Annotated in this window: 13 protein-coding genes; 8 read left to right on the plus strand and 5 right to left on the minus strand. The window is 50.9% G+C overall.

The window, feature by feature from the left end; all coding sequences use genetic code 11:
* Positions 1 to 504 precede the first annotated feature (504 nt).
* Positions 505 to 1,665 (minus strand): T9SS type A sorting domain-containing protein, encoded by a 1,161-nt coding sequence (locus E3J62_12175; GenBank protein ID TET43795.1) that lies wholly within the window; start codon positions 1,663 to 1,665, stop codon positions 505 to 507.
* A 499-nt stretch (positions 1,666 to 2,164) separates the two neighbouring features.
* Here E3J62_12175 and E3J62_12180 point away from each other — a divergent pair, with 499 nt between their 5' ends.
* From E3J62_12180 to E3J62_12215, 8 genes are all read left to right on the plus strand, one after another.
* Positions 2,165 to 4,594, plus strand: a complete 2,430-nt coding sequence (locus tag E3J62_12180) for a hypothetical protein (GenBank protein ID TET43796.1) — start codon at positions 2,165 to 2,167, stop codon at positions 4,592 to 4,594.
* Between the two features lie 3 nt (positions 4,595 to 4,597).
* Positions 4,598 to 7,132 (plus strand): hypothetical protein, encoded by a 2,535-nt coding sequence (locus E3J62_12185; protein ID TET43797.1) that lies wholly within the window; start codon positions 4,598 to 4,600, stop codon positions 7,130 to 7,132.
* A gap of 200 nt (positions 7,133 to 7,332) precedes the next feature.
* A complete protein-coding gene (locus E3J62_12190) occupies positions 7,333 to 9,036 on the plus strand; it encodes a hypothetical protein (GenBank protein TET43798.1) in 1,704 nt (567 codons plus the stop codon).
* On the plus strand, positions 9,033 to 11,090 hold the full coding sequence (locus E3J62_12195; protein ID TET43799.1) for a hypothetical protein: 2,058 nt from the start codon (positions 9,033 to 9,035) through the stop codon (positions 11,088 to 11,090). The genes E3J62_12190 and E3J62_12195 overlap by 4 nt, the downstream gene beginning before the upstream one ends.
* 7 nt (positions 11,091 to 11,097) lie before the next feature.
* Positions 11,098 to 12,048: a D-alanine--D-alanine ligase gene (locus tag E3J62_12200; protein ID TET43800.1), complete on the plus strand. Its 951-nt coding sequence runs from the start codon at positions 11,098 to 11,100 to the stop codon at positions 12,046 to 12,048.
* Between the two features lie 19 nt (positions 12,049 to 12,067).
* Positions 12,068 to 12,670, plus strand: coding sequence for a hypothetical protein (locus E3J62_12205; protein TET43801.1), 603 nt, complete (start codon positions 12,068 to 12,070; stop codon positions 12,668 to 12,670).
* Between the two features lies 1 nt (position 12,671).
* Complete coding sequence (locus tag E3J62_12210; GenBank protein TET43802.1) at positions 12,672 to 13,742, plus strand: hypothetical protein; 1,071 nt, start codon at positions 12,672 to 12,674, stop codon at positions 13,740 to 13,742.
* A gap of 42 nt (positions 13,743 to 13,784) precedes the next feature.
* Positions 13,785 to 15,941: a hypothetical protein gene (locus tag E3J62_12215; GenBank protein ID TET43803.1), complete on the plus strand. Its 2,157-nt coding sequence runs from the start codon at positions 13,785 to 13,787 to the stop codon at positions 15,939 to 15,941.
* A 97-nt stretch (positions 15,942 to 16,038) separates the two neighbouring features.
* Here the strand turns inward: E3J62_12215 and E3J62_12220 are convergent, their stop codons facing one another.
* The 4 genes from E3J62_12220 to E3J62_12235 form a co-directional block, all read right to left on the minus strand.
* Complete coding sequence (locus E3J62_12220) at positions 16,039 to 18,414, minus strand: T9SS type A sorting domain-containing protein (GenBank protein TET43804.1); 2,376 nt, start codon at positions 18,412 to 18,414, stop codon at positions 16,039 to 16,041.
* Between the two features lie 68 nt (positions 18,415 to 18,482).
* Positions 18,483 to 20,831, minus strand: a complete 2,349-nt coding sequence (locus E3J62_12225) for a T9SS type A sorting domain-containing protein (GenBank protein ID TET43805.1) — start codon at positions 20,829 to 20,831, stop codon at positions 18,483 to 18,485.
* Positions 20,832 to 21,604: 773 nt separating this feature from the next.
* Complete coding sequence (mnmA, locus tag E3J62_12230; GenBank protein TET43806.1) at positions 21,605 to 22,666, minus strand: tRNA 2-thiouridine(34) synthase MnmA; 1,062 nt, start codon at positions 22,664 to 22,666, stop codon at positions 21,605 to 21,607.
* Positions 22,663 to 23,514, minus strand: coding sequence for an ABC transporter permease (locus tag E3J62_12235; protein ID TET43807.1), 852 nt, complete (start codon positions 23,512 to 23,514; stop codon positions 22,663 to 22,665). Before E3J62_12235 ends, mnmA begins: the two co-directional genes overlap by 4 nt.
* Positions 23,515 to 23,518: the final 4 nt, after the last annotated feature.

Here is a 23,518-nt window from a genome sequence, read left to right on the forward strand (position 1 = left end):
CACCGTAAGCTCGCATCAGCGTCGCCTGATAGAGAGGGCTATCGCCAGAATCCTGCATCGCATTGGCCGTGCTCACGCTGAGGAGAGCAAATGCGGCTGCCAGGGCCACGAGGAATGGCATGGGCTTGCTTGTGTGTTTCATCCGTTTTCACCTCCTTTCATATTGGGATACACAAAGCCCTATGATGGGCTTGTGGCATGCTGACAATGCAAGACAGAGAATAGAGATAATGCTCGCTTGCTTCAGTTAGTGCTCCAATTCTCACCGAGGGTGGGTGCACGCGTTGTAACGATTCGTCGCAATAGTCGTGCCCCACGATGTTGATTGGCGGCACATACTTAACTGCAACAACCAAAGAGACTTAGCTCAGTTCGGTTCCTGCTGGACTTCGGCCGAGGTGGGGCATTTCTCCACTTTTCGGACCCATGTCGGGCAAGAATTCCCCACGAAGTGAGGGGGCCTGTGCTGAGCGGCACAGGCCCCTTTGACTTTCCGACTTTCGTCTACCTTATTAGCATCGTCTTCCCCGTAAAGACTCTTCCGTCGGCAACCATCCTGTAGAAGTACACGCCGTTGTTTAAATCTGTCGCGTCCCAGGTTAGAGTGTAAAGGCCGGTTGCCTTTTCTCCATCGACCAGTGTCGTTACCACGCTTCCCGTCACATCGTAGATTCTGAGAGTTACGTGAGTCGCAGCAGGAATCATGAAGCTTATACTTGTTCTGTCCGAGAACGGGTTGGGATAGCTCTGGAACAGAGCAAGCGCCCTCGCCTCAATCCTTGTGCGTGAAGAAAGCGCGGGGCCATCCATCGTCCCACAGTGGAAAGGTGCACACATCTCGTCGTTGTCAGGGTTCTGATCCGGTGTCCAGATCGTCGTCGCACAGATCTCGTGGTCGCCTTCGGGAAGAGGGATAGGCGAGAATTCTACGGACATTGTTTCCCCTGGCCCAAGAGTGTCCTCGATGGTCTTTGTCTCCTGGTCCCCTGATGTCATTATCATGATAAAGACATCGAAGAACGATGCCGGTTCCAGTCCGAAGTTCTTCACATGGACGGTGGGGACGTATGGATTGCATCCAGTCGGACCAGGGGGATCTATCATCGTGACACCCAGGTCATGTGGTACAGGCCAACACCAGCGTTTTGCGAGGCACACGGTCTTGGGAGCGAAGCACCTTGTACGACCAGAACTACCTAAGTCGTGGGTCACCTTACACGTCGTCCACCAAGGAAAGGTGCATTTAGTAGGGTCTTCAGGATAGTAGGTTTTTGCCCTACACTTTGTGTAATTGCTCTCATCGAAGCACTTGGTAGGGGCATCTTTGTTGTGGGTGACTTCGCACTTCGTAAACTTACGCTTCTTCGGGCACTTGGTGCCCTTAACGGGGCAGCGCGTATCATCCGGAGGACATTTGGTGTTACGTGGTTTCTTTGTTGGCTCTGGCTTCCTTCCCAGGAGAAGGTCTTGAAGGTCTTCGCCATGCTCGTTGCTCTCAGGCACGTTGCGAACAGTACGCATTTCAGTGAAGGCCTGATTTAGTGTGTTTTGATAGAGCGGACCGTCACTGGAATCATCAGTTCCTTGAGCGGTTCTCATGGAGAGGAAAGCGACTGCGGCAGCCATAACCACGAGGAGTAGTATTAGCTTACCTGTCCATTTCATATCCTATCACCTCCTTTCATGTTCGGATATGAAAAGCACTGCAATGGGCTCGTGATTTCGTGATAACATGAAAGGAAACAAGATAGGTCTGACTTGCTTCAAGTTCGTTCCCCAATGCAAGCGCTGATGATCCTACTGTAACGTCTTATTGCAAGAATTGTGCCCTGCCAGTCCAATTACCCCCATGGTCATAAGCGACAAAGCTGAAGTGTGTTAGCTCAATGGGGGTCTTTATGGTTTTCGGGATTCCTGGGGCAATTCTCCACTTTTCCCTCAGTATTGGGGTAAGAGTCCACAGTGATCCATCGAAGTGCGAACTCAAGAAAAGGGGCAAATGTCGCGGGTTCAAATTTGAGGCAACCAGAAATAGGGCTATGAAGAACCCAATGTGAAAGATATAATGATACGAAACATGAGAGATTGAAGCCAGGTTCGGTGGGGCGGAGCCGTCGGAGTTCTGCCTTGACTTTTCGTGCGTGTTAACCTATATTGCATTGTCGTGACAGAAAACTCCCTAGCCCACGGCCGCTCATCTACCCATCTCTTCCAGAAGGTAGCCCTTCTAATTCTTGCAACCGCATTCCTTTCAGAAATAGCTGGCTTCCTCACGCACCAACTCAATCTGGCACTTGGAGCAGTACTCCTGCTCTGGCTCGCCATAACCTATTTGCCTTTGCGGAAGGTTGCGCTAAGGAGTCATCGGCTCTGGCTAGGGCTTGCGATTCTCATTTCTGCATTCGCTTCCCTCAGGGTCCAGCCGGGCTTAAGGCCACTGCTCGTGTCTCTCTTTCTCCTCGGATTGTATCAGGTCTTGTCAAGCGGAGACGAAACCGCCCGAGAACTGAAGGGTATGGCAGTCGGTACCTTTTCGTTTGGATTATTTCTCATCTTTGAGAAGCACTCGCCCATTGTCTGGTCTGCCATTCAATCATTCTCGGTCTGGTTCTCAAGAGTGATTGGAGCAGCAGGAGGCAGGCAGCTCTCAATCTCTGCGAGCTTTACGGGAGTATATATTACTCTTTTGTTCCTTTCGGTTTCTGTAGCCCTCTTCTTCTCGAGTCGCAGAAAGAAGCCCGTCAGCCTGGTGCTGCTAGTGGTTGCTTTTCTTGTGGCAAATGGTATTGCCATTGCTCTCGGCCATCCACTCGCTCACGCAATGGCGACCGTCGTTCGCGATAGCGCTGAGGGCGTCAGCGCATACAATAGAATCCTCATGTCGGCTCCGCTTCTTGCCTTATGCTTAGGTCTCATTCCGCTCTATGTTTTCACAAGGATCATGCATCCGACCATTGAGCCATCCCCTGGAAAAGTAAGGCCTGTCTTCGGAGGGGTGGGGCTTTCTGCTCTTTTGGTCTCAATCCTCATTCTGGTTCTTGTTGCTCCGGCACGGGATACCGGACAGGCAAGAATAGCCTTCTACAGAGAAGGCTACTTCAACTGGATGAGGCCCATCCATGGGGAGTATGGCTCGCGCAGTTCGGGGATGTTCGGCAATCTCCCCGTTTTCGCTGAAGCGCTCGGTTTCGAGTCGATTACCATAGATTCAATAAATGGTTCAATACTGACTGGTGTCACGGTCCTGTTTATGATCAATATCGACCATGAGCTTCCAGCTCACTCATACGAAGAGATACGGGAATTCGTGGAGAGAGGCGGATCACTTGTTATGCTCGGTGACCACACTTTCTTCAAGGACGAGAGGAAGAACTGGCTCAATGCTGTTCTGAGGCCGTTTAAGATAAAGTACAACTTCGATTCAGGAGACTACTTCGTTGGCGGATGGCTCCACTCCTATTCCTATCCGGCCAGTCCTCTCACAGTCGGTATGAGCGATGAACAGAACGATGTGGGTTCAGTTGTGGGTGCTTCACTCAGGATCTCCTATCCAGCAGTCCCGGTAATCATAGGCAGGTATGGCTTCTCAGACGAAGGAAATCCGGATGATGAAGATGGTGGCTACCTTGGAAATCTGGAATACGATCCCGGTGAGAGATTGGGAGACGTTATTCTGGCCGCGGCGCAGAACTACGGGAAAGGGAAGGTGCTCATCTTCGGTGACACTTCTGGATTCGTTAACCCGCTCATGATCGACACATACCCGTTCGTCAACAGAGTCCTCACATGGCTGGCAAGTGATGCGAGAATCCCTGCTCACGGTCCGAGGCTCACTCTATCAATTGTTTTTCTGAGTCTGTTCATTCTCCTGACTTCTGTATCAGGCTTCTCAGCTCTCCGTTTCCTCCTGATGCCCATCCTCGCGATTGTTCCAATCATCTTAAGCCAGGCTCTATTTGCAGGAAGAGTAGAGACACCTATTAGAGGAGATTTTGCGCTGGTTGACGATTCCCATTACGGAAGGTACCCGGTGGAGTTCTGGAAGCCGCATGGTCACATGGGCCTCCACCTGAACCTGATGCGCAAGGGTTATCTTTCGTTCGGTATGCGCGACTTTGATACTCACTTCTTGAATAGCAGTAGACTCCTTGTACTGATAGCTCCGAGCAAGGCTTTTACGAGTGGAGAAATAACCGCACTGGATGAGTATGTGAGGAACGGCGGCAACCTCCTTATGGCCGTTGGATATGAGGAGAAGGGCGCCTCCACATCTTTGCTCAGGCACTTTGGGTTTGACATAGAGAATACCCCTCTGGGGAGCTTCTACACAGATGTACCTGGTACCGACTTGTTTGTGTATTTCCGTGAGGCCTGGCCAATCTCATACTCCGGTGAAGATGTCGAGGTCATAGCCGGTCACGGCGAATACCCAGCCGTTGTCCTGAAGAATCACGGAGAAGGTAGAATTGTGGTCTTCGGAGATTCTGGCTTCTTCTACAATATTAACCTGGAAACCGAGGATGAGCCGCTTACTGCGAACATCGAATTCTTGAGTTGGCTTCTGGATCAACTGAATACTCCTGAGGAGAGCTAAGGGATGTTTCTCATCTGGTTGGCAGTCCTGTTTTCCTCCATCAGTTGGCTGTACGGCCTGAAGATATACACCAGCCCTGTGCCCTGGCTCGGTTGGGTGTTGATAGGTGTGGCTGCTCTTCTCGCCTGTTTCGGCTTGCGCCCCAGGGAGCATTCGAATCTTGACAAGAAGATTCTGTACCTCATCATCCCGCTTCTTCTCTCCAGCGCGATTCTCCCTCTTCCGTACAGAATTGGTCCAGGGATGATGGCACTTGCAATCCTGTTGATGCTCTGGCCAAGCTCCAGGCCAATCGGTTCTGGATTTCTATTTGTTGGGGCCGTTCTGGTCATGCAATCTCTCATACCAGGGATCTACAGCATCATTTCCGCTCGCTCGCCTACGGTAAATGGTATGACCCCATTCATCTTCGGACTACTCAGGTTCCTGAGGGTGCCGGTCAGTTACAGCCAGAATACGCTCTTCTTCAGAACGATGAGAGAGCTCTACGAGATTCAGACTACGTGGGCGGCCATAGGACTCCTGCCGGCCCTTCTCATTGTTGCTGGTGGCGTGGCTGCAATATTCTTCTATTTCGAGAATGTCTGGCGGAAGGTGGTCCACCTGGTTGTCACCGTGGGAATCTACGTGGTGGTGAGATATGTATTTCTGCTTGTGTTCTTTGTATATGTTATGTACTTCGTTGGATACGATGAGGAGGCGAGCAAGACTTACATATTCTGGAATCCCGTATCGATAGGGATAAGTTTCTTACCATTCGCCTTCATAATACACAGGTTCTTCCATCCTCGGGAAAAGCCTGTTTCGGCCGTCATCTTAGAAAATCTGAGTCTCGGACCAAGGCAGAGAGTTGCTGGCGTGCTGTTGTGCACGGGGGCCTTTCTTCTTACAGCCTCCTTCGGGTTCCACGACCCTGGTACGTTGAAGAAGGGGAGGTTCGTCATCGATGAGAAACACAGCGAGTGGACAGTCACGACGAAGCGCTATGATACAAAATGGTATGGTTCAGAATCGGGGTACAACTACTACTGCATGGCGGAATACCTGGCGCATCACTATTCACTGAAAAGAAACCTCGAAACGATCACTCCCGAAATGCTGGACAGTTGCGATGTCCTCATGGTAAAGGTTCCAACCAACTCTTACTCCGAAGAAGAGATAGATGCAATTGTGGATTTCGTGGAAAGAGGAGGGGGTCTCTTCCTGATTGGAGACCACACAAATGTGTTTGGCTCCAGTGTATATCTGAATCCGATTGCCAGTCGTTTTGGATTTAAGTTCAGGTATGACTGTCTGTTTGATATTGAGCGTGTCTTTGAACAGGTTTACACGCGACCGCGCGTACTTCCTCATCCGATAATACAGAGAATGCCGCCATTCTTGTTTGCTGTTTCTTGTTCCATAGAGCCAAACTCGTTCTTTCCGGGCAGAGTGATTCTAGCAGGAGGACTGAAGAAACTGGACATTGACTACTCGGTTTCAAACTTCTACCCCCAGGTCGTGGACCGTTTGGGGATGTGGTTCGGCAACTTCCATCAGGCAATCGCCACGAGATACGGAAGGGGAAGGGTCGTTGGATTCACAGACAGCACTGTCTACAGCAATTTCTCCGCCTTCTACCCTGGAAAGCCTGAGTTTCTCCTTGGGGCAGCCGACTGGCTCAATCGAGAAAACAGGTTTCCGTGGGTGAACAGGTTGTTGCTTATAATATCTCTCTGCTGTTTTCTCCTTTCGGCTTACATCCTCCCGAGGAGAAACGCGAAGAACTTCGGGTTCATCTCTTTTGCGCTCGTTGGCGCCATGTTCTCAGCCTCACTTGCAATTCTCCTTTTCGGGGCCATAAACAGGTCGACGTACAAACTCCCGACGCCTGTTTCCGAGCTGACCGGGGTCGTATTCGAACAGGGCCACTGTGATTACGATCTTCCACTTACAGGCTTCACAAGAGAGCCTGGGCAGTCATACGAGATCTTCTTCCAGTGGGTTCTGAGGCTCGGGTATTACCCGTTTGCAGTGCCCAATATCGAAGAGAGCATAGAGAGGGGAGATTTGGTTGTTCTCATCAACCCGGTTTCCGACTTCACTGCGAGGGAAATAGATGCTCTGGAGAGATTCGTTTCCCAGGGAGGTCGGCTTCTTGTCGCTGACAGAGTTGAAAACGGCTCGGATGCGTCCAGGAAACTCTTGGAGAGATTTGACATCTTTGCAGACAAGGGCCTGGTGGCTGATGCTTCGCCTGCGTATGAGCCCTCTTCGCAGATATCATGGGACCTTGGGGATGCTTTTGAGTTGAGAGGCGGCAAGCCCCTGCTCTTTTCGGAAAGGGCCGTTCCAGTGATGACATTTGCAGACCACGGGGAAGGACTGGTTTTGGCCCTGTCTTTCTCCGATGCTTTCAATGACGCTGGGATGGGCTTTACCGAAGGTGTCCTTCCCGACCGACGGCTTCTCCACCATTACCATCTTCAATTCGCCATAATCAAGGGGCTCATTGAAGGCAATCCCAGAGAAGCCCTGATCAATGCAGACAAACTGTGAGCTGATCTCCACTTTAAAACAAAGGACGAAGTACGAAGAGCGAAGTACTAAACACCTCGTATCTAGTTTTTCGTACTTTGTACTTTGTCAAAGGCATCAAATCACTTGACTAATAGGTTGCGGCATGGTATCTTAGCGGAAGATGAAGCTGCCAAACAAGTGGACGAAGCTGCAATTCCCCTGGGTTCCGGCGAGTTTACATGGATAGGAGAATGAGAAGAAAACCCTTGCTTTTGATGGTTTTCCTGATGCCATTTTTGGCCTCTACAGGAGCAGCTCCTGTTGAGTTCATGCCCGTGGACGATTTGAGACCGGGTATGAAAGGCATTGGCAAGACTGTTTTCCACGGGACTGAGGTGAAGGACTTCGATGTCGAGGTGGTGGGTGTGCTCAAGAACGCGAGGCCAAAGTCTGACCTGATTTTGCTTGAGCTTTCGGGAGGACCACTTGAAGAATCTGGCGTGATTGCGGGTATGAGTGGAAGCCCTGTCTATGTCGACGGTAAACTGGTGGGTGCAATCGCGTACGCGCTGGGTATCTTTCAGAAAAAGCCCTTGGCTGCAGCCGTTCCTATAGAGGAGATTCTTTCCTCTAAGGATTTCGGCGCTGTCGGTATGGGACGTCCTCGTTTTGAGTCTTTTGGCGACATCACTCCTATCGCGACTCCCGTGGTTTTCTCAGGATTTGACCCTCGAGCCACACGCTGGTCCGCCTCTCCTCTTGAGCAATTCGGGCTTATTCCTGTCGCAGGAGGAGGAAAGAGAGGCGGAGAATCATCTCCTCTGATACCTGGTTCTGTTCTGGCGATAAGACTGCTAGATGGTGACTTCGAGATGAGCGCAATAGGGACCCTGACGCATCTTGAGGGGAACAAATTCTATGCTTGGGGACACCCGATGTTTCATACAGGGAAAACCGAGCTTCCAGCGACTGGTGGCTACGTGCATACAATTCTCAAGAGCAGCATGACTTCATACAAGATAGCGTCTGCCACAGAGGGTTTGGGTGCGGTTCTTGAGGACAGGTTTTCTGGCATCAGTGGGAGCCTTGATGCGAGAGCAAAGGTGCTCCCTCTAAACATCACGGTCGATTCCGACGAGGGGGTTTCCGACTATAAGATCAACGTGATACTCAATAGGGCGCTGACCCCGTCGTTGTTCGCAATAGCTGTAATGAACAGTGCGATGGTGAGCGGAAATATTCGGGGAGAGCTCACAATCAACTCTGACATAACGATCAGTCTGGAAGGGCACGACGCTATCCGCTTTCGAGAGACGTACTCAGACAGTCTGGCGATATTTGGCCTGGCCAGGGATGCCACAGATATTATGGCAGTCCTGATGGGAAATGCTTTTGAAAAAGTCACTTTCAATAACGTGGACATCAAGCTGGTTCTTACAAATAAATCGAAGAGGGCATACATAGCAGACGCATTTGTCAGCAAGCGCATCGCCGATCCCGGAGATACCATTGTCGTCACTATCAGACTGAAACCCCACGCGCAAGAGAAGTATGTAAAGACTGCACATCTGGTGATACCTGAAGATTCGCCTCCAGGGGATGTCACCATAATCGTTGCAGATGGGGCCACTGCAGCTGGAGAGGAAACAAGGAGACAGCCTTTCAAAGGAAAACCGCGCAACCTTGATGAGCTTATAGAAAGAATTGGGTCACAAAGGCCATCGAATTCTATCGTGGTCACCATGTACATACCTGGAAAGATCGTTTCCGTACCTGAGGGCGAGATGCCCTCTCTTCCCCCATCTTTCCTTAGTGTTATTCAGAAGACTCAATCTAGAGATTTGATGGAGGCCTCTAACATCATTTCCAGTGAGAGGGTAATAGAGACTGAAGATGTTATATCGGGTAGAAGAGAACTTAAGGTGAGAGTGGAGGAGAAATGAGAATAGCGGTTTGTGGGATCGCTGCCTGGTTATTTTTGATGACAGCTTTCTTCGCAACTTTGCATCTGGCAGAGGCTGTTTCAACGACTTTTTTTAGAACAGAAACATTTGAGGATTTCTCCAGAGGAAAACAGGAGAACATATCCATAAAAAAGGATGGTTCTGTTGTCCTCTCACCTCCACTTACCGAAAAGTTCGAGTCGGTTGAACCCTACATATGGTCCATAGCGTCAGACAAGAAGGGGAACATCTATGCTGGAACAGGAAACGAAGGAAAAATCCTCAAGATTCAGCCGAACGGGGATTCCAGCGTGATCTTCGACTCTCCTGAAGCCGAGATCCTATCCATGGTCATTGATGGATCGGGGAAGCTGTATGCCGGCACGGCACCCGGCGGGATAATCTATCGGGTGAATGATTCCGGCGGAAAAGTCTTGTTCGACTCTGAGGAGAAATACATTTGGTCAATGGCCATCGATAAGAACGGAGACTTAATAGCAGGGACGGGAGATAAGGGAAGAATCTACAGAGTGAAGAAAAACGGGAGCGCTCAGGTAATACTGGAGTCGGGACAGACAAACATCACCAAGGTAGCGGTTCACGAAGGTAAGATCTATGCGGGAAGTGCGCACGATGGGATACTCTTCCTTATAGATGGGAAGAAGACGAAGGTGCTCTATGATACCCCGGAAAAGGAGATTCGTTCCATACTTTTCGATGAGGCAGGCAACATCCTCGTTGGGACTACGAGCGGTGAGTCTGCTCCCTCTTCAAGCCCCTCACGGGCAAAGCGAGGAGACGATGAACCCAGAGGAGAAGCAGCTCCTGTTACTCCCGGAGCTTCGGCCATATACAAGGTGAGCAAGGATGGTACCACCACACAGGTGGTTTCCTGGAGTTCATATACATTACTGTGCATGGCCATGCTCCCTGACGGCGACATAGTAGTTGGAACGGGTGAAGAGGGCCAACTATTGAGAGTTGCGAGAGATGGAACCACAGAAATTCTGAGCAGGGTAGAAGCACTTCAGGTTCTCTCCATAGCTAGCAATGAGGAGGAGTTCATACTTTCGACGGGGAACATGGGAAGGGTGTACACATTGGGGAAGACTTATGCAGCAAAGGGATATTTCACCTCTCAGTCTCTGGATGCTCTCACTATTTCTTTCTGGGGAGTAATCTCATGGACTGCGTACACACCTGAACGTACGTCTGTGTCGGTGCAGACCAGAAGCGGGAACACTGAGAAACCAGACCAGACCTGGTCTGACTGGTCTAAAAGCTCTACCAAAGGTGAAGGGGAAAAGGTGAGCAGTCCGCCCGCCCGCTTTCTCCAGTGGAAGGCAGAGCTTTCCACCAAGAACTCCCATGTCACTCCGACGCTTCGTGATGTTTCTGTTGCCTATTTACAAAAGAACCTCGATCCCAAGATAACCGGGGTGACCGTAAAGCCACTCTCTTCTGGTCAAACAGAGGGTTCTTCTGGCCGGCCACGCCAGGATTTGAGGGGTGAAGTGATTGTCTCGTGGACGGCCGAGGATCCCAATGGCGATTCGCTTCAGTTTGTGGTTCAGTTCAAAGGAACAGGACAACGGAACTGGTTTACCATGGAGAGTGATCTAAAGATGAGCTCACACACATTCGACTCACAGTCTCTTCCAGATGGCAAGTACAGGATAAGAGTTAAGGCAAGCGACTCCCCATCGAATCCTGACGATCTTGCTCTTGGAGATGTGCGTGAAAGCGACCCTTTTGTTATAGATAACACCCCACCAGAGGTGTTCAGAATGGGAGCGGACGTGAAGCGGGGGAGGAAATACAGAATCACCTTCCAGGTGGAAGATGACGCGAGTCCAGTGGCCAACTGTGAATATTCGATTGATGGCAATCCCTGGCGGCCAGTTTTCCCCATTGATCAGATATTTGACACCAAAGAGGAGTCGTTTGTACTGGAGACCTCCAGCCTGTCCGGCGGCCAGCACATAATTGTGGTGAAAGCGACGGATAGAGCCCAGAACATAGGTACGAACAGGCTGATCATAGATGTGAAGTGAGGCGGAGATGGAGGAGCTGAGGAAGAAGCACATCGGGGTTCTCATGGGCGGCTGGTCCAGGGAGCGCGAGATATCTCTTCTATCGGGGAAGATGGTGTGGCAGGCTCTCAAAAGGAAGGGCCTGAACGCCACAATGATAGATGTTAAGAAAGATTCGCTGGGGTCCCTCAACTCAAACCAGATTGAGGCAGCATTCATAGCGCTGCATGGAGAGGGGGGAGAAGATGGACGAATGCAGGCTCTGTTAGAGGTCCTTGGCATTCCATACACTGGATCTGGTGTACTTGCATCCGCTCTTTCGTTGAATAAGGCATACTCCAAAATGATATTCCAGGTCAGTTCTATCAGGACGCCAGACTATTGCCTGATAGGCAAAGATGAGAACTCGCGGAGGGCCGAGAAAAAGGTTCTTGAGAAGGTTGGCATCCCCCTTGTTCTGAAGCCGACGACAGAAGGCTCAAGCATAGGGGTGAAGTTTATTCGCAGTGAACAGTCCTTGCGGGAGAATCTGGGAAATCATCAGAGAGAATTTGGCAACCTGATTGCCGAAAGGTTGAAAGACGGCATGTGTGCGACAGTGGGAATACTCGGATGCATTAAGAAAACTAGAGCTCTACCAGTGCTCGAGCTTGTTCCCGAGGGTGAGTTCTATGACTATAAGGCGAAGTACACAGAAGGGATGACAGAGTTCATTATTCCTGCAAGGCTGAAAGATGCTGTTTATGAGGAGACGCAGGAGTTGGCCCTGCAGTCCCACCATGCTCTCGGATGCCATGGATTTTCAAGAGTGGACATGGTCATAGAAAAGAATGAAGTGCCTTTTGTCCTGGAGGTGAACTCCATACCGGGCATGATGCAGCTTTCAGATTTGCCAGCAGAGGCAAAGCACGAAGGTATGGATTACGACGACTTGATCATTGAGATATTGAAGAGCGCATTTGTGGAGAGGCCGGTCTAACCTTTTGAAGGAGGGAACAATGAGACGGCTGATGCTTGTGGTTCTTGTCGTTCTTCTGGCGGCAAACGTGTCTTTTGCCCAGTCCGTTGGCATTTTCCATAGGGCAAGAACGACTAACCCTGGGGACGTGTACGGTGGTGGATACGTCATATTGTCGGGTGATGACGGTTTTTCTCTTATGGGTCAGGGGAGAATGGGTGTTGTCGAGGACTTTGAGGCTGGCGGAAGATTGGTGTTCACAAGAATTCATGAGTCAAACGTATTGACTCTGGGCGGCGATGCTCAGTACATGTTCTATAGATCAACTAAGGAAGTCCCCACCAACATATCTGGCATCGGCGGACTGGACATCGCGTTCGGGGATGAATACACTGCGTTCACCATAACCCTTGGTGGTCTGGTCGACGGCAGGCTCAAACTTCAACGCGGACGCAACGTTTACCCGTATGGGGGCCTGCTCATTGTCTTCACAAACTGGACTTCTCATGGTCACAGCGACAGCGAAACAGACATTGTTCTTACCGGTGGTGTCATCTACGAGATCTCTAAAGGGCTTCGCCTGGTCGGTGAGATCAGGATCCAGGATGAGTTCAGCATTGGAGTGGGGCTAAACTTCCGTTAGTATGCTCCATAGGATAGCTCTGTTTTTTCTGGTTCTTCCCCTTATCTGTTCATGTGGAAGGAGGGGTATACCCCCGAGCCCTGACAGGTGGGCACCGAAGCTTGGTTGGGCAAAAGCTGCGGACAGGAATCACGTCGATCTCGCCTTCACTGAAAAGATGGACATAGTCACAATACAGCAGTTGAATAACTATATGATCGTGGATGGTGATGATGATACGCTGAGCGTTCTGTCTGTTAGCCTTCTTGCAAATGGGCAGATTGCCCGCCTCACCACTGAGAACCAGGAACCCGTGTCCTACACCGCGTATGTATCAGGTGTTACAGACCAGGCAGGGAATGAGGTGAGACCTGAGAGCAGAAAGTCATTTCAGGGAAGTACGGCACGCGACACCGTCAGGCCGCGCGTGAAGGAAATCTATCCAAGAGACATGTCCGCAGGAGTTGCTGTGGATACCGCACTCTGCGTATTCTTTAACGAGACTATGGACACATCTTCTTCTTCTCTCCATGCTGGTTCAATAGTCCTTCTCCCTCCACCTGCCGACACATCCTGGAAATGGAATGAGCAGATGACCTCTGTCTCAGTGGCTATTCTGTCACTTCCTTCATACCAGTCCTGCATATACGTAACGAAGGGATGCAAGGACTACAGCGGCAATCGACTGTTGCGTTTAGAAAAATCGGTGTTCTCGACCCTGGACAGTATTCCGAGAGGAAGGATTTCCGGAACAGTAACCGTAGCTAATGCGTCAAATACATACATGGCGGTAATGGGTGTCTTCGACTCGCTCTGGACCCCTCTTTTCTTGGATTTTCTAAGAGATGAGGCTGGAAGGTTCTCTTTTCAATATTTATCCGATGGGACTTATAATGTTGCGGCAGCAAAAGATGAAGATAGTGATGGTACATTTGATCTTCGAGGTATTTCAGTCTCAGTGAGTGTGCAAGGGTCGGAGGAACATGAAGGTGTTGACGTGCGTCTTTCCAGACAGGTGAGTCTTCAGGAAAACGCGGAAGAGGTTCTCCTCAATTTCTATAGGATGAATATGGAAGATGGTATTACTGATTGATCTTTATTCTACATCCATATCTTATTCCTGTGGGCAGAACAGATGAGCGGTTTCTCTCTACATCTCACAAGGGGACATCTCCTGTTCCTGTCCCTTTTTATCATTCTCTCAGGCTTCTTCTCATACCTTTTCTACAGAAGAAGGCCTTCGGGGGCGATAGGGAGGGATTGGCCCCTTGCCTTTTTGCGAGGCGCTGGTCTTTCCCTCTTGCTCTTTGCCCTGTTTGAGCCTGTAGCAGGTATGGTGCTAAGCCTCAGGCAGAAACCCTTGGTCCCCATTCTTATTGACACATCCGGTTCGATGTCCATAGATGATACCCCTCCCAGCAGGCTTCAGGGTGCTGAACGGCTGATTGAAGTAGAATTGCTGCCTTCTCTCAGGAAAAAGGCCGAGGCAGTAGTCCTCAGCTTCTCAGGACACGTGCAGGCTGTGAGCGAAAGCCTGGCTCCATCCGGGAAGGTCACCGACATTGGTGAATCTATCAGGGAAGTACCCAAGGTTCTGGGGAGGCAGCCTTCAGCGCTTATTCTTGTCACAGATGGCGCCTCCAATGTGGGGGAGAATCCCCTGGGCGCTGCGACAGAGGCGGGCTTTCCCATCTACACTGTTGGTGTGGGCGAGGCTTCCATGAGAAGGGATGTGCTGGTGAGGATGATAAGAACAAATGAGATCGCATATACAGGAGACAGGGTTCCAGTAGAAGCTGACATCGAGTCAAAGGGGTTTAAGGATGAAAAGACGGTCGTTTCTATTTACGAAGGAAAGAAGCGGCTGGATGCGAAAGAGATCACTCTGTCGGGACAGAAACAGGAACAGTCGGTCACCTTTGACTTGAACCCGACGACCCCGGGGTTACACACCTATAGGATTGTTGTGGCCCCCCTCAAGGACGAACTGACTACAGACAACAATTCCCGTCCCTTCGCAATGCGGGTTCTCAAGTCAAAAATCAAGGTTCTGCTAATAGCGAGACCTTGCTGGGATGCGAAGTTTCTTTTGATCAGCTCTTCCGAAGACAAGAATGTGAGTATGAATCAGCTGCTGTTACTGGACAAAACGAGATACCTTCTCCTGAGCGGCAGCAGTGAGAATCCTGGCCGCCTTCCATCGAGCCACAGTGAGCTCTCAATGTATGATATCGTTGCGGTCCACAGTCCAGATAGAGGGCAGATCTCAGAAGGGCTGGGGAAACTCATCTCTGATTTTGTATCCTCTGATGGAAAAGGAGTACTCTTTCTGGGTGGTATGTCGAATCTTCCAAAGAACCTAGAGCCTTTGCTGCCAGTAGTCTTGGGGGGCCAGCTCAACAAACAGGTGAAACATCAGCCAACGGTCGAGGGGCTCGCGCACGCGACGACCTCACTCTCCGCGGACATGTATCAGAGCCAATCCACCTGGAAGGGCTTGCCTCCTGTGCAAGTTGAGGATAGAGCGGTAGGTCTCAAGTCTGGAGCCACTGCCCTGGCGGTCGACCCTGCTACAAAGACAGCTCAGGGACCTATGCCCACAATAGCCATAGAAAGGTTTGGGAGAGGAAAGACGATGTGCATTCTATCGAATGAGACCTGGAAGTGGTCTTTCATGCCCGTTGGACTCGGAAAGCCCAGCGCGGCTTACTCGAACCTTTTCTCCAATGTCTTTAGATGGTTGGTTGCGAGGCAGGAGATGGACAGGCTCCGGATAAGAACAGACAAGAATATCTACACCTCAGGTGAGACAGTGACGTTTCTGGTTGAAGTCTACGATGAAAACTACAGACCCGAAGACCGGGCCAATGTTAGAGTGAAGATATCAACCAAGGAGCCGATTGAACTGCCTCTGGCTGGAATGGGTAGAGGCAGATATGAGGGCGCTATCGATGCCCTTCCTCCTGGTCAGTTCACCTATAGGGCTGTTGCCTACAAGGACAAAGAGAAGATAGCAGAAGCCAGGGGAAAACTGGCCGTTGATGAACTCACCCTGGAGTTTACTGAGACCAGGATGAGAGAAGATGAACTGAAAGCGATTGCAAGTGCGAGCGGCGGCCTCTATTTCAGCCTGTCTGAAGCCAACCTTCTACCCGACAAACTTGCGCTCGAGACTGTCTCGGCGAAGAAGCGTTTGGAGTTTGACCTAAAAACCAGTCCCATACTATTCATTCTAGCTGTCGCCATATTTGGGACTGAGTGGTTTTGGCGTAAGCGGCGCGGACTCCCTTAGCACAGACGTACAAGGTACGAATTGCGAAGTACTAAGCGTTCTTTGTACTTTGCACTTTGTACTCCGTACTTTGTGAAGAGTCGTCCTTTGGAAAAAGTTACTTCAGGATAACCATCTTTTGCACATACGTGAATGTTCCTGCTTCCATCCTAAGGAAGTAGATGCCACTTGCGGTCGGGTTACTTCGACGATCTTTGCCGTCCCACGACAAACCATAGAATCCAGGTTCGAGAAGGTCATTCATCAGTGTTCTAACTTCATTCCCTGCAACATCAAAGACCTTCATGGTGACGGGGCTTCTTCTAGGAAGGGCGTAGGTGATCGTTGTGCGGAGGGAGAATGGATTGGGCCTGTTCTGAGAGAGACTGAACACTTTTGGCAAACGAGACCGCGCCAGCCTTTCCTCTATTCCAATAGTCTCGCAGTTGTAGAGTGTCTTGGAAAGAGAGTTGTTGCCTGTCAGCGTGTCTCCAGCAGCCGTTATGGTGACGGTCATAATGAAGGAGTCAGGGGACACAGGCGGCACCATCCATGGGATGAACATGATGAGGGTATCTTCACCAGGTCCCAGATCGAGGACTGTCCCGTAGCCGGTATAAGCATTACCGCCGGTTGTATCGATAGTACACACTGCAGCGATAGAATCCAGAACGAGAGTTCCCATGTTCCTGACTGTGGCTCGCACATTATACAATGAGCCAGGATAGACGGTGTCAGGCGGCGCATCTAGAGAGACGACCCCTGCATCAAAAGCATCCCCGGGACATGCGAGGATCAAGCTCCCCATTTTTCCGGGTACACACTGGCCTGTATCTGGAAAGCCGGCATTGGCGGGCCACCAGCCGATCCACAGGTACTCCGGGGGATCCGAACGGACATCCTCCACCGCGAGCCACAGCCCGATTGTATCACACGGAGAGGCCTGAATTCCAGCATAGCCCCAGCACGTGGTATCCGGAATGAGGGAAAGAGACAGGGCCACTTCATACTGCATGTGCCCGGACAGAGCAGTCGCGTATTGCCCTCTATCGGCTAGACAACACGTCCACCAGTTGCATGAGTCGCTGTTCAGGGCGCTGAAGCCCACGCTGTCCCCAAACACCGTGTCATGCTGAATCATGAATTCTCCCTCGATAGGAAACGGCCAAATGGGCCAGGCGCCGTCGTTGTTGTCTTCAAGGAAGGCCCAGAAGAGGTCATAGAACGGGAAAGCAGCTTTCTCTATTGTATCCGCGATGGCATCCACAGCGAAATAAACGCTATCGTCATCGTTTTTGACATAGAAGTAAACAGCGCCCGAGTTGCTGAGGGAGGGATTCTTATCGAAAATGTTACTCACGTCCCGGCACGTGGCATCAGTCCACTCTCCAGGAGCCATGAACCCGTCTATGCTAGGTGGATTGTACGTATACTGTGAAGCAATCTCCCAGGTCGTGTCGAAAACACAGGCAGTCAAGTCTAGGGTATCATTGACGGTCATCTGGTCGCCGGCGAGTTGAGTGTAGATAGTAACCTGGTAGCAGTTACCAACTCCGGCAGGCGTCCATCCGGCGAAATTAACCTGCCGTATACTGTCACTGACGAGATCTGTAATGGGTTGGGTGTCGGTGTAGATAGTACCCTGCCCTGAGTCAATCACACAGGTCACATCGAAGGTGACGGTGTCTGTGCCCAGGTTCCTCACTTTGGCCTGAGGAATCACAGGGGTGTTGGGTAGGGTCCAGCTCCACGGGCTAGTTATGGAGATTACTCCTACGTTCAGGTTATAAATGGCTGGGGGGCAGCCGAAGAACCCCATGATACTGTCTGCGAGATCAGTCTTCATACTCGGGGAGAGTGCGTCCTCTAAACCGCCGAATTCGAAGGAGATCCCTACGGTCTTGTAAGACCCTCCTCCATCGTCATAGGCGATCCCGTTGATATAGGAAGGGCTCTCGTTCTCAAACATGACGAAGGCAGTGCTCAAGCTGTCCGGGAGGATTCGATCCATATATTCGTTGTCTGCCGAAGGGGAATAGGTAAAAGTCATCCCTTCAGTGAAGGTCCCAGTCTGGCCTAGTACGATTCCCACATCAGCAATACCATCCCAGTCTCCTATGATCTTGAAGTAGGGATGGAGGGTAGTAGTACTGTCATAAGCCCAGGTATCTCCCCCTTCCATATAGATCTTTCCGCCGGTATTCAGGTATGCGACCAAAGAGTCAACGGTTGGGCCAGGAGTCAGAACAAAGCGGGAATCATGGACCCCCAGGCAGATGAAGATGGCGCAGTAGTCTGAAAGGCTGTCTATGAAAGGGTTGATATCTGTGGTGTAGTCACCTTCATAGGAAGCACCATAGAGGGCAGTTCTTATTATGGGACCGCTGTTTGTATTGCCATCAGCATCCCAGACGAGGAACCGGCCAAAAGAGGAGTCACTGTGCGCGAGGATGGCCAGCGCTACCGAAAAAATGATGATCCATTTCGGTAACATTGCCACCTCCTGCCAAAAGTTTTTGCAGTTCACAGCTTTTTTTTTCGTCCTTCCTACTTTGCAGAAAGTTAGTTAAGTATCACCATCTTTCGAACATACTTAAACGTTCCGGCTTCCATCCTCAGAAAATAGACACCGCTCGCAGTGGCACCGCCCCGAGCATCTCTGCCGTCCCAGGATAGGCTGTAGAATCCAGGTTCGAGAAGGTCTTTCACCAGTGTTCGAACCTCATTCCCTGCAACATCAAAGACCTTCATGCTGACGGCGCTTCTCTTTGGAAGGGCATAAGTGACTGTTGTACTGAGGGAGAATGGATTGGGCTTGTTCTGAGAGAGCCTGAAGACCTTTGGAAGACGAGACCGCGTCAGTCTCTCCTCTATTCCAACTGTACAGATATAAAGGGTCTTGGAAAGAGAGTTGTTGGCTGTTAGTGTGTCTCCAGTGGCCGTAATGGTGACGGTCATGATGAAGAGGGAATCAGAGGGAACGCTGGAAGGGACGGTCCAGAGGATGAACGGGACAAGGGTGTCCTCACCTCGCCCAAGATTGAGAATGATGCCGTACTCTGTATAGACGTTGCCGCCCGTAGTATCAATGGTACACACAGCTTCGATGGAATCCAGCGTAGCATACCCGACGTTCTTCACCGTGGCTTTCACATCATACGTCGAGTCCAGACAGACAGTGTCCGGAGGGGCATCCAGGGAGACCACACTTCCGTCGTATTGATTAGGTGGACACCCCAGAATCAATCTCCCCATTCTCCCCGGTGCGCAGGCCCACCCCTCTGGAGATTCTGCATTGGTGGGCCACCAGCCAATCCAGGTCGGGGAGGGATTCTGATTCAGGACGGCGAGCCAAAACCCTACCGTATCACACGCAAAGGCTTGAATTGCGGCAAAGTGGTAGCAATCGGCAGTCGGGGGAATCTCCTCCACGAGTATGAGGGGGAAAGCCCACTCGTACTGCATATGCCCGGAGTTGATAGTTGCGAAATCTGCCCTCTGAAGTGAACAAGGAGGCCAGGCGTTACATGAGTCCCAGTTCAAGGCGCTGAAGTAGACGCTGTCACCACTGCCTTTGTTTGCGATGGAGAAATCTCCCTCAATAGGAAGCGGCCAAATGGGCCAGGCGCCGTCGTTGTTGTCATCGAAATAGGTCCAGATGAGGTCGTAGTCTTCTTCTGTTGAGTCTGAGACGGCATCTACACCAATATAAATGTTGTCGGTATCGTTTTTGACATAGAAATATACACAGCCAGGGTTGTTCAGAGTTTTATCGAAGATGTTACTCACGTCCCTCCGGGTGGCATCTGTCCACTCCCCGGGAGCCATGAATCCGTCTATGATGGGTGGGTTGGATGTATACTCTGAAACAATATCCCATGTCGTGTCGAAAACACAGGCAGTCACGTCCAGGGTGTCATTGGCGGGCATCTGGTCCCCGGCGAGTTGAGTGTAGACTGTGACATTGTAGCAGTTGCCGACTCCGGCAGGCGTCCAACTGACGAAATTGACCTGCTGCATACTATCGCTCGGCAGGTCTACGACGGGTTGGGTGTCAGTGTAGATTGTATCTCCCAGTGAGTCTATGACACAGGTCACATCAAAGGTGACGGTGTCTATACCAAGGTTCTTCACCTGGGCCCGGGGAAGTAGAGGGGTGTTGGGTAGGGTCCAGCTCCATGGGCTAGTTATGGAGATTACTCCTACATTCAGGTTATAGATGGCCGGGAGGCAGCCGAAGAAGCCCATGATGGTATCTGCTAGGAAGGCCTTGGTGCCTGGGGGAGCGCCGTCTTCCAAGCCGCCGAACTCGAAGGAGGTGCCAACCGTTTTGTACGATCCGGGTCCGTCCTCGTATGCGATTCCATTATTGTAAGGAGGTGAATCATTAGCGAAGACAACATAGGCACTTCCCAGAGTGTCGAGTCGATCCATAAAGTGGTTGTCTCCAGAATAGCCAGAGATCATCCCTTCGGTGAAAGTCCCTGGCTGACCCAGTATGGTGTCCACATCGCCAAATCCATCGTCAAGACCATTGATATTAAAGTAACCGTGAAGGGCAGTGGGAGTGTCATAAGCCCAGGTGTCTCCCCCTTCCATATAGATCTTTCCACCTCCATTCAGGTAGGCGGACAAAGAGTCCACAATGGGACCAGGAGCCAGGACGTAGTTCTGGTCGTAGACCCCCAGACAGATGAAGATGGCGCAGTAGTTTGAAAGGCTATCAAGGTAAGGGTTGATGTCTGTGGTGTAGTCACCTTCATAAGAAGCACCATAGAGGGTAGTTCTAATTGCAGGGCCGCTGTTCGTATTTCCATCCGCATCCCAGATGAGGAACCGGGCAGAAGAGGAATCGCTGTGCGCAAGGATGGCCAGCGCTACCGAAAAAATGATGATCCATTTCGGTAACATCGCTGCCTCCGGCCTAAAGTTTTTTGATTTCTGAAAACCGCCGACAGATACACCAATAATCTATGCCAGCCCGGAGGTCGTGTCAAGCGTTTTCCGGGCACCAGGATCGGACTGAAACCTCTGAACCACTGATTGCAGGAGCACGCTGTACGATAGCTGATACATGAAACTACGAAATTCCCACCTACCCACCCTGCACCTTCGAAAATAGAAACGAAATAGGCCCAGCTGAAAAAGACTGAGCCTGTCGGCAGACAGGGTAGGGTATTTTTCATCCTGAGGCAACGCCGAAGGACCTCCCGAATGCTTCTATGTCACTGGATGAGGCATTTTTCGTCCTGTTTAGTCTTTGTTAGCGGTCACAAGCGAAGCGCAGTGACTTCGTTACAAAGACTTAATCCCGAGCGAGGCCCTGAGGCTCCCGAAGGGCGAAGTCGAGCGGAGGCACTTGGCTACTCATGACTCTCCTTAGCCTGGCCTCAGCCGAAGGATCTGCTTTTCGCCGGGCCAACAACCACACTTCTCATTGCACCTCGACAGACTCGGCATAAACGCGCCTCGCGGAGCGAGTCGAAGCAGTCCCGGCTTTCAATTTCGCAACCACAGATTTCACTGATTACCACAAGATTATTCTTCTGGTTCGGGTTCAGCCATGAGAATATGGTCTGAATCTGTGTTAATCTTGTGTAATCTTGTGGTTTCAGGGTTTTCAATTTCGAATTTCGCAATTTCGAAGGTGGGGTGCGCAGGGGATGGGAATTTCGTGGTTTTGGCTATTGGCCGGAAAGTATCCATCCCGAAGCATACACAGTGTCGCCTATGTACGCGACTGCGAGCTGGCCGGGAGTTACGGCTTTCTGTGGAACCTGGAAGGTGAGCTTTGCTCTATTCTCTTCCAGAAGTTCGAATTTCGCGGGGCAGGGCGGGCTGCCGTATCTGATCTTTGCTTCTACCTCTACCGCGCGTCCCTTCTGAGGTGCTAAGAATCGCACGCCTTCAATAGTGACAGTCTTCTTGAGAAGAGACTCCTCGCGGCCCACGAAAACCTTTTCTTCTTTCTCGTCGAGTGCTCTTACATAAAGAGGATATCTCTGGGAAAGCCCGAGGCCCCTTCTCTGGCCTATTGTGTACCTGTATATTCCTGAATGCCTGCCCAGTACTCCACCATCCTCTCCCACTATTTCTCCGTTTTGCTTTCCTATTCTCCGCTCCAGGAAGGATTCCTGTTCCCCCTCCCTTACAAAACAGACCTCCTGGCTTTCGCTCTTGTCCTTCACATGCAGACCGCTGGTCCTGGCGCTCTCTCTGGCTTGCTTTTTCGTAATCGAACCCATGGGGAGAAGGATTCTTCGCAACACCGCCTGAGGCAAGGTCGCGAGGAAGTAAGACTGGTCTTTGGCTTCATCCACTCCTCGCTTAAGGAGAAAAAAGCCCGATTCCTCGTCACGCTCCACGCGGGCATAGTGGCCTGTGGCCACATAGTGTGTCCCAATCTCCATCGCCTTGGAGAGAAGCATCTTGAACTTGATCCTCTCATTGCACACCACACACGGGTTTGGGGTCCTTCCTCTTGCGTACTCATTGACGAAGTAGTCAACCACTTCCCTCTGAAATCTGCTTTGGTGACAGATTGTATAATGAGGGATCCGGAGCGTCTGGCAAACCTTCTTCGCATCCAGAGCATCCTTTTCTGAACAGCATCTTGAGCCCTCCGCCCACAAAGAGAGGGTTATGCCGGTAGGCTCATAACCCTGATCCTTTAGAATTGATGCTGTCAGGGAACTGTCCACACCTCCACTCATGCCCACAACCACCCGCTTCTGAGAGGAGATCATGTTGCCACGAATCTCCGCACTGAGAACACAGAACCGAAGTAGCCAAGCAAGGTGGCGAACAGAACAAGACCACCAAGCTGCGCAGGCTCGAGGAACTTTATCGCTGGAACTTTGACGATGACTGCCTGATAGATTGCGTAAAGCATTGCACTGGCAAGAACTCCCCCAAGAAAGCCATAGAACAGCCCGACCAGCAAGAATGGCCTCCTTATGAAGCTGCTGGTTGCGCCTACCAGGCTCATGATTTCAATCTCTTCCTTTCTGGCGAAAACGGTAAGCCTTATGGTGTTGAAAACGAGAAACAGACATGAGAGGGCTATGATCGCACCGACTGAAGCGTCCACCATCACGAGAATCCTTACCACCTCGTCTAGTCTTGCCACCCATTCCTTTCCGTATTCTGCCTCCTCCACACCCTCCATCTTCTCTATCCTACTGGCAATAGTGGATGCTTTCTCTTCGGTTCTGTATTCTGGGAGAAGTTTTACACTGAAGGAAGCGGGAAGAGGATTGCCCTCAACCAGGTCAAGTAGATCTGCCTTGTCTTTGTACTCTTCCCGGAACCTGTCTAAGGCATCATCTTTGGATGTGTAGAAGACATTTTCTACACCCTCAACCGCCATTATCGCACCCTTAATATCCCCCACGCCCGTCTTGTCGATCTCATCATTAAGAAAGACCCTTATCTCAACTTTTTCCTTCAGCGCCGTAACTATGCTCTGGAAATTGACAGTGATCGTCAGGAATATCCCAAGCACAAAGATGGAGACGACTATCACTCCAAGAGAGATGAAAGCCATCAACTTGTTACGGGCAATGCTAGAAAGCGCAGCTCTCAACACGTACATTTGC

The sequence above is a fragment of the candidate division TA06 bacterium genome (assembly GCA_004376575.1).
In the GTDB taxonomy this organism is placed as follows: Bacteria; Hydrothermota; DG-26; order E44-bin18; family E44-bin18; genus E44-bin18.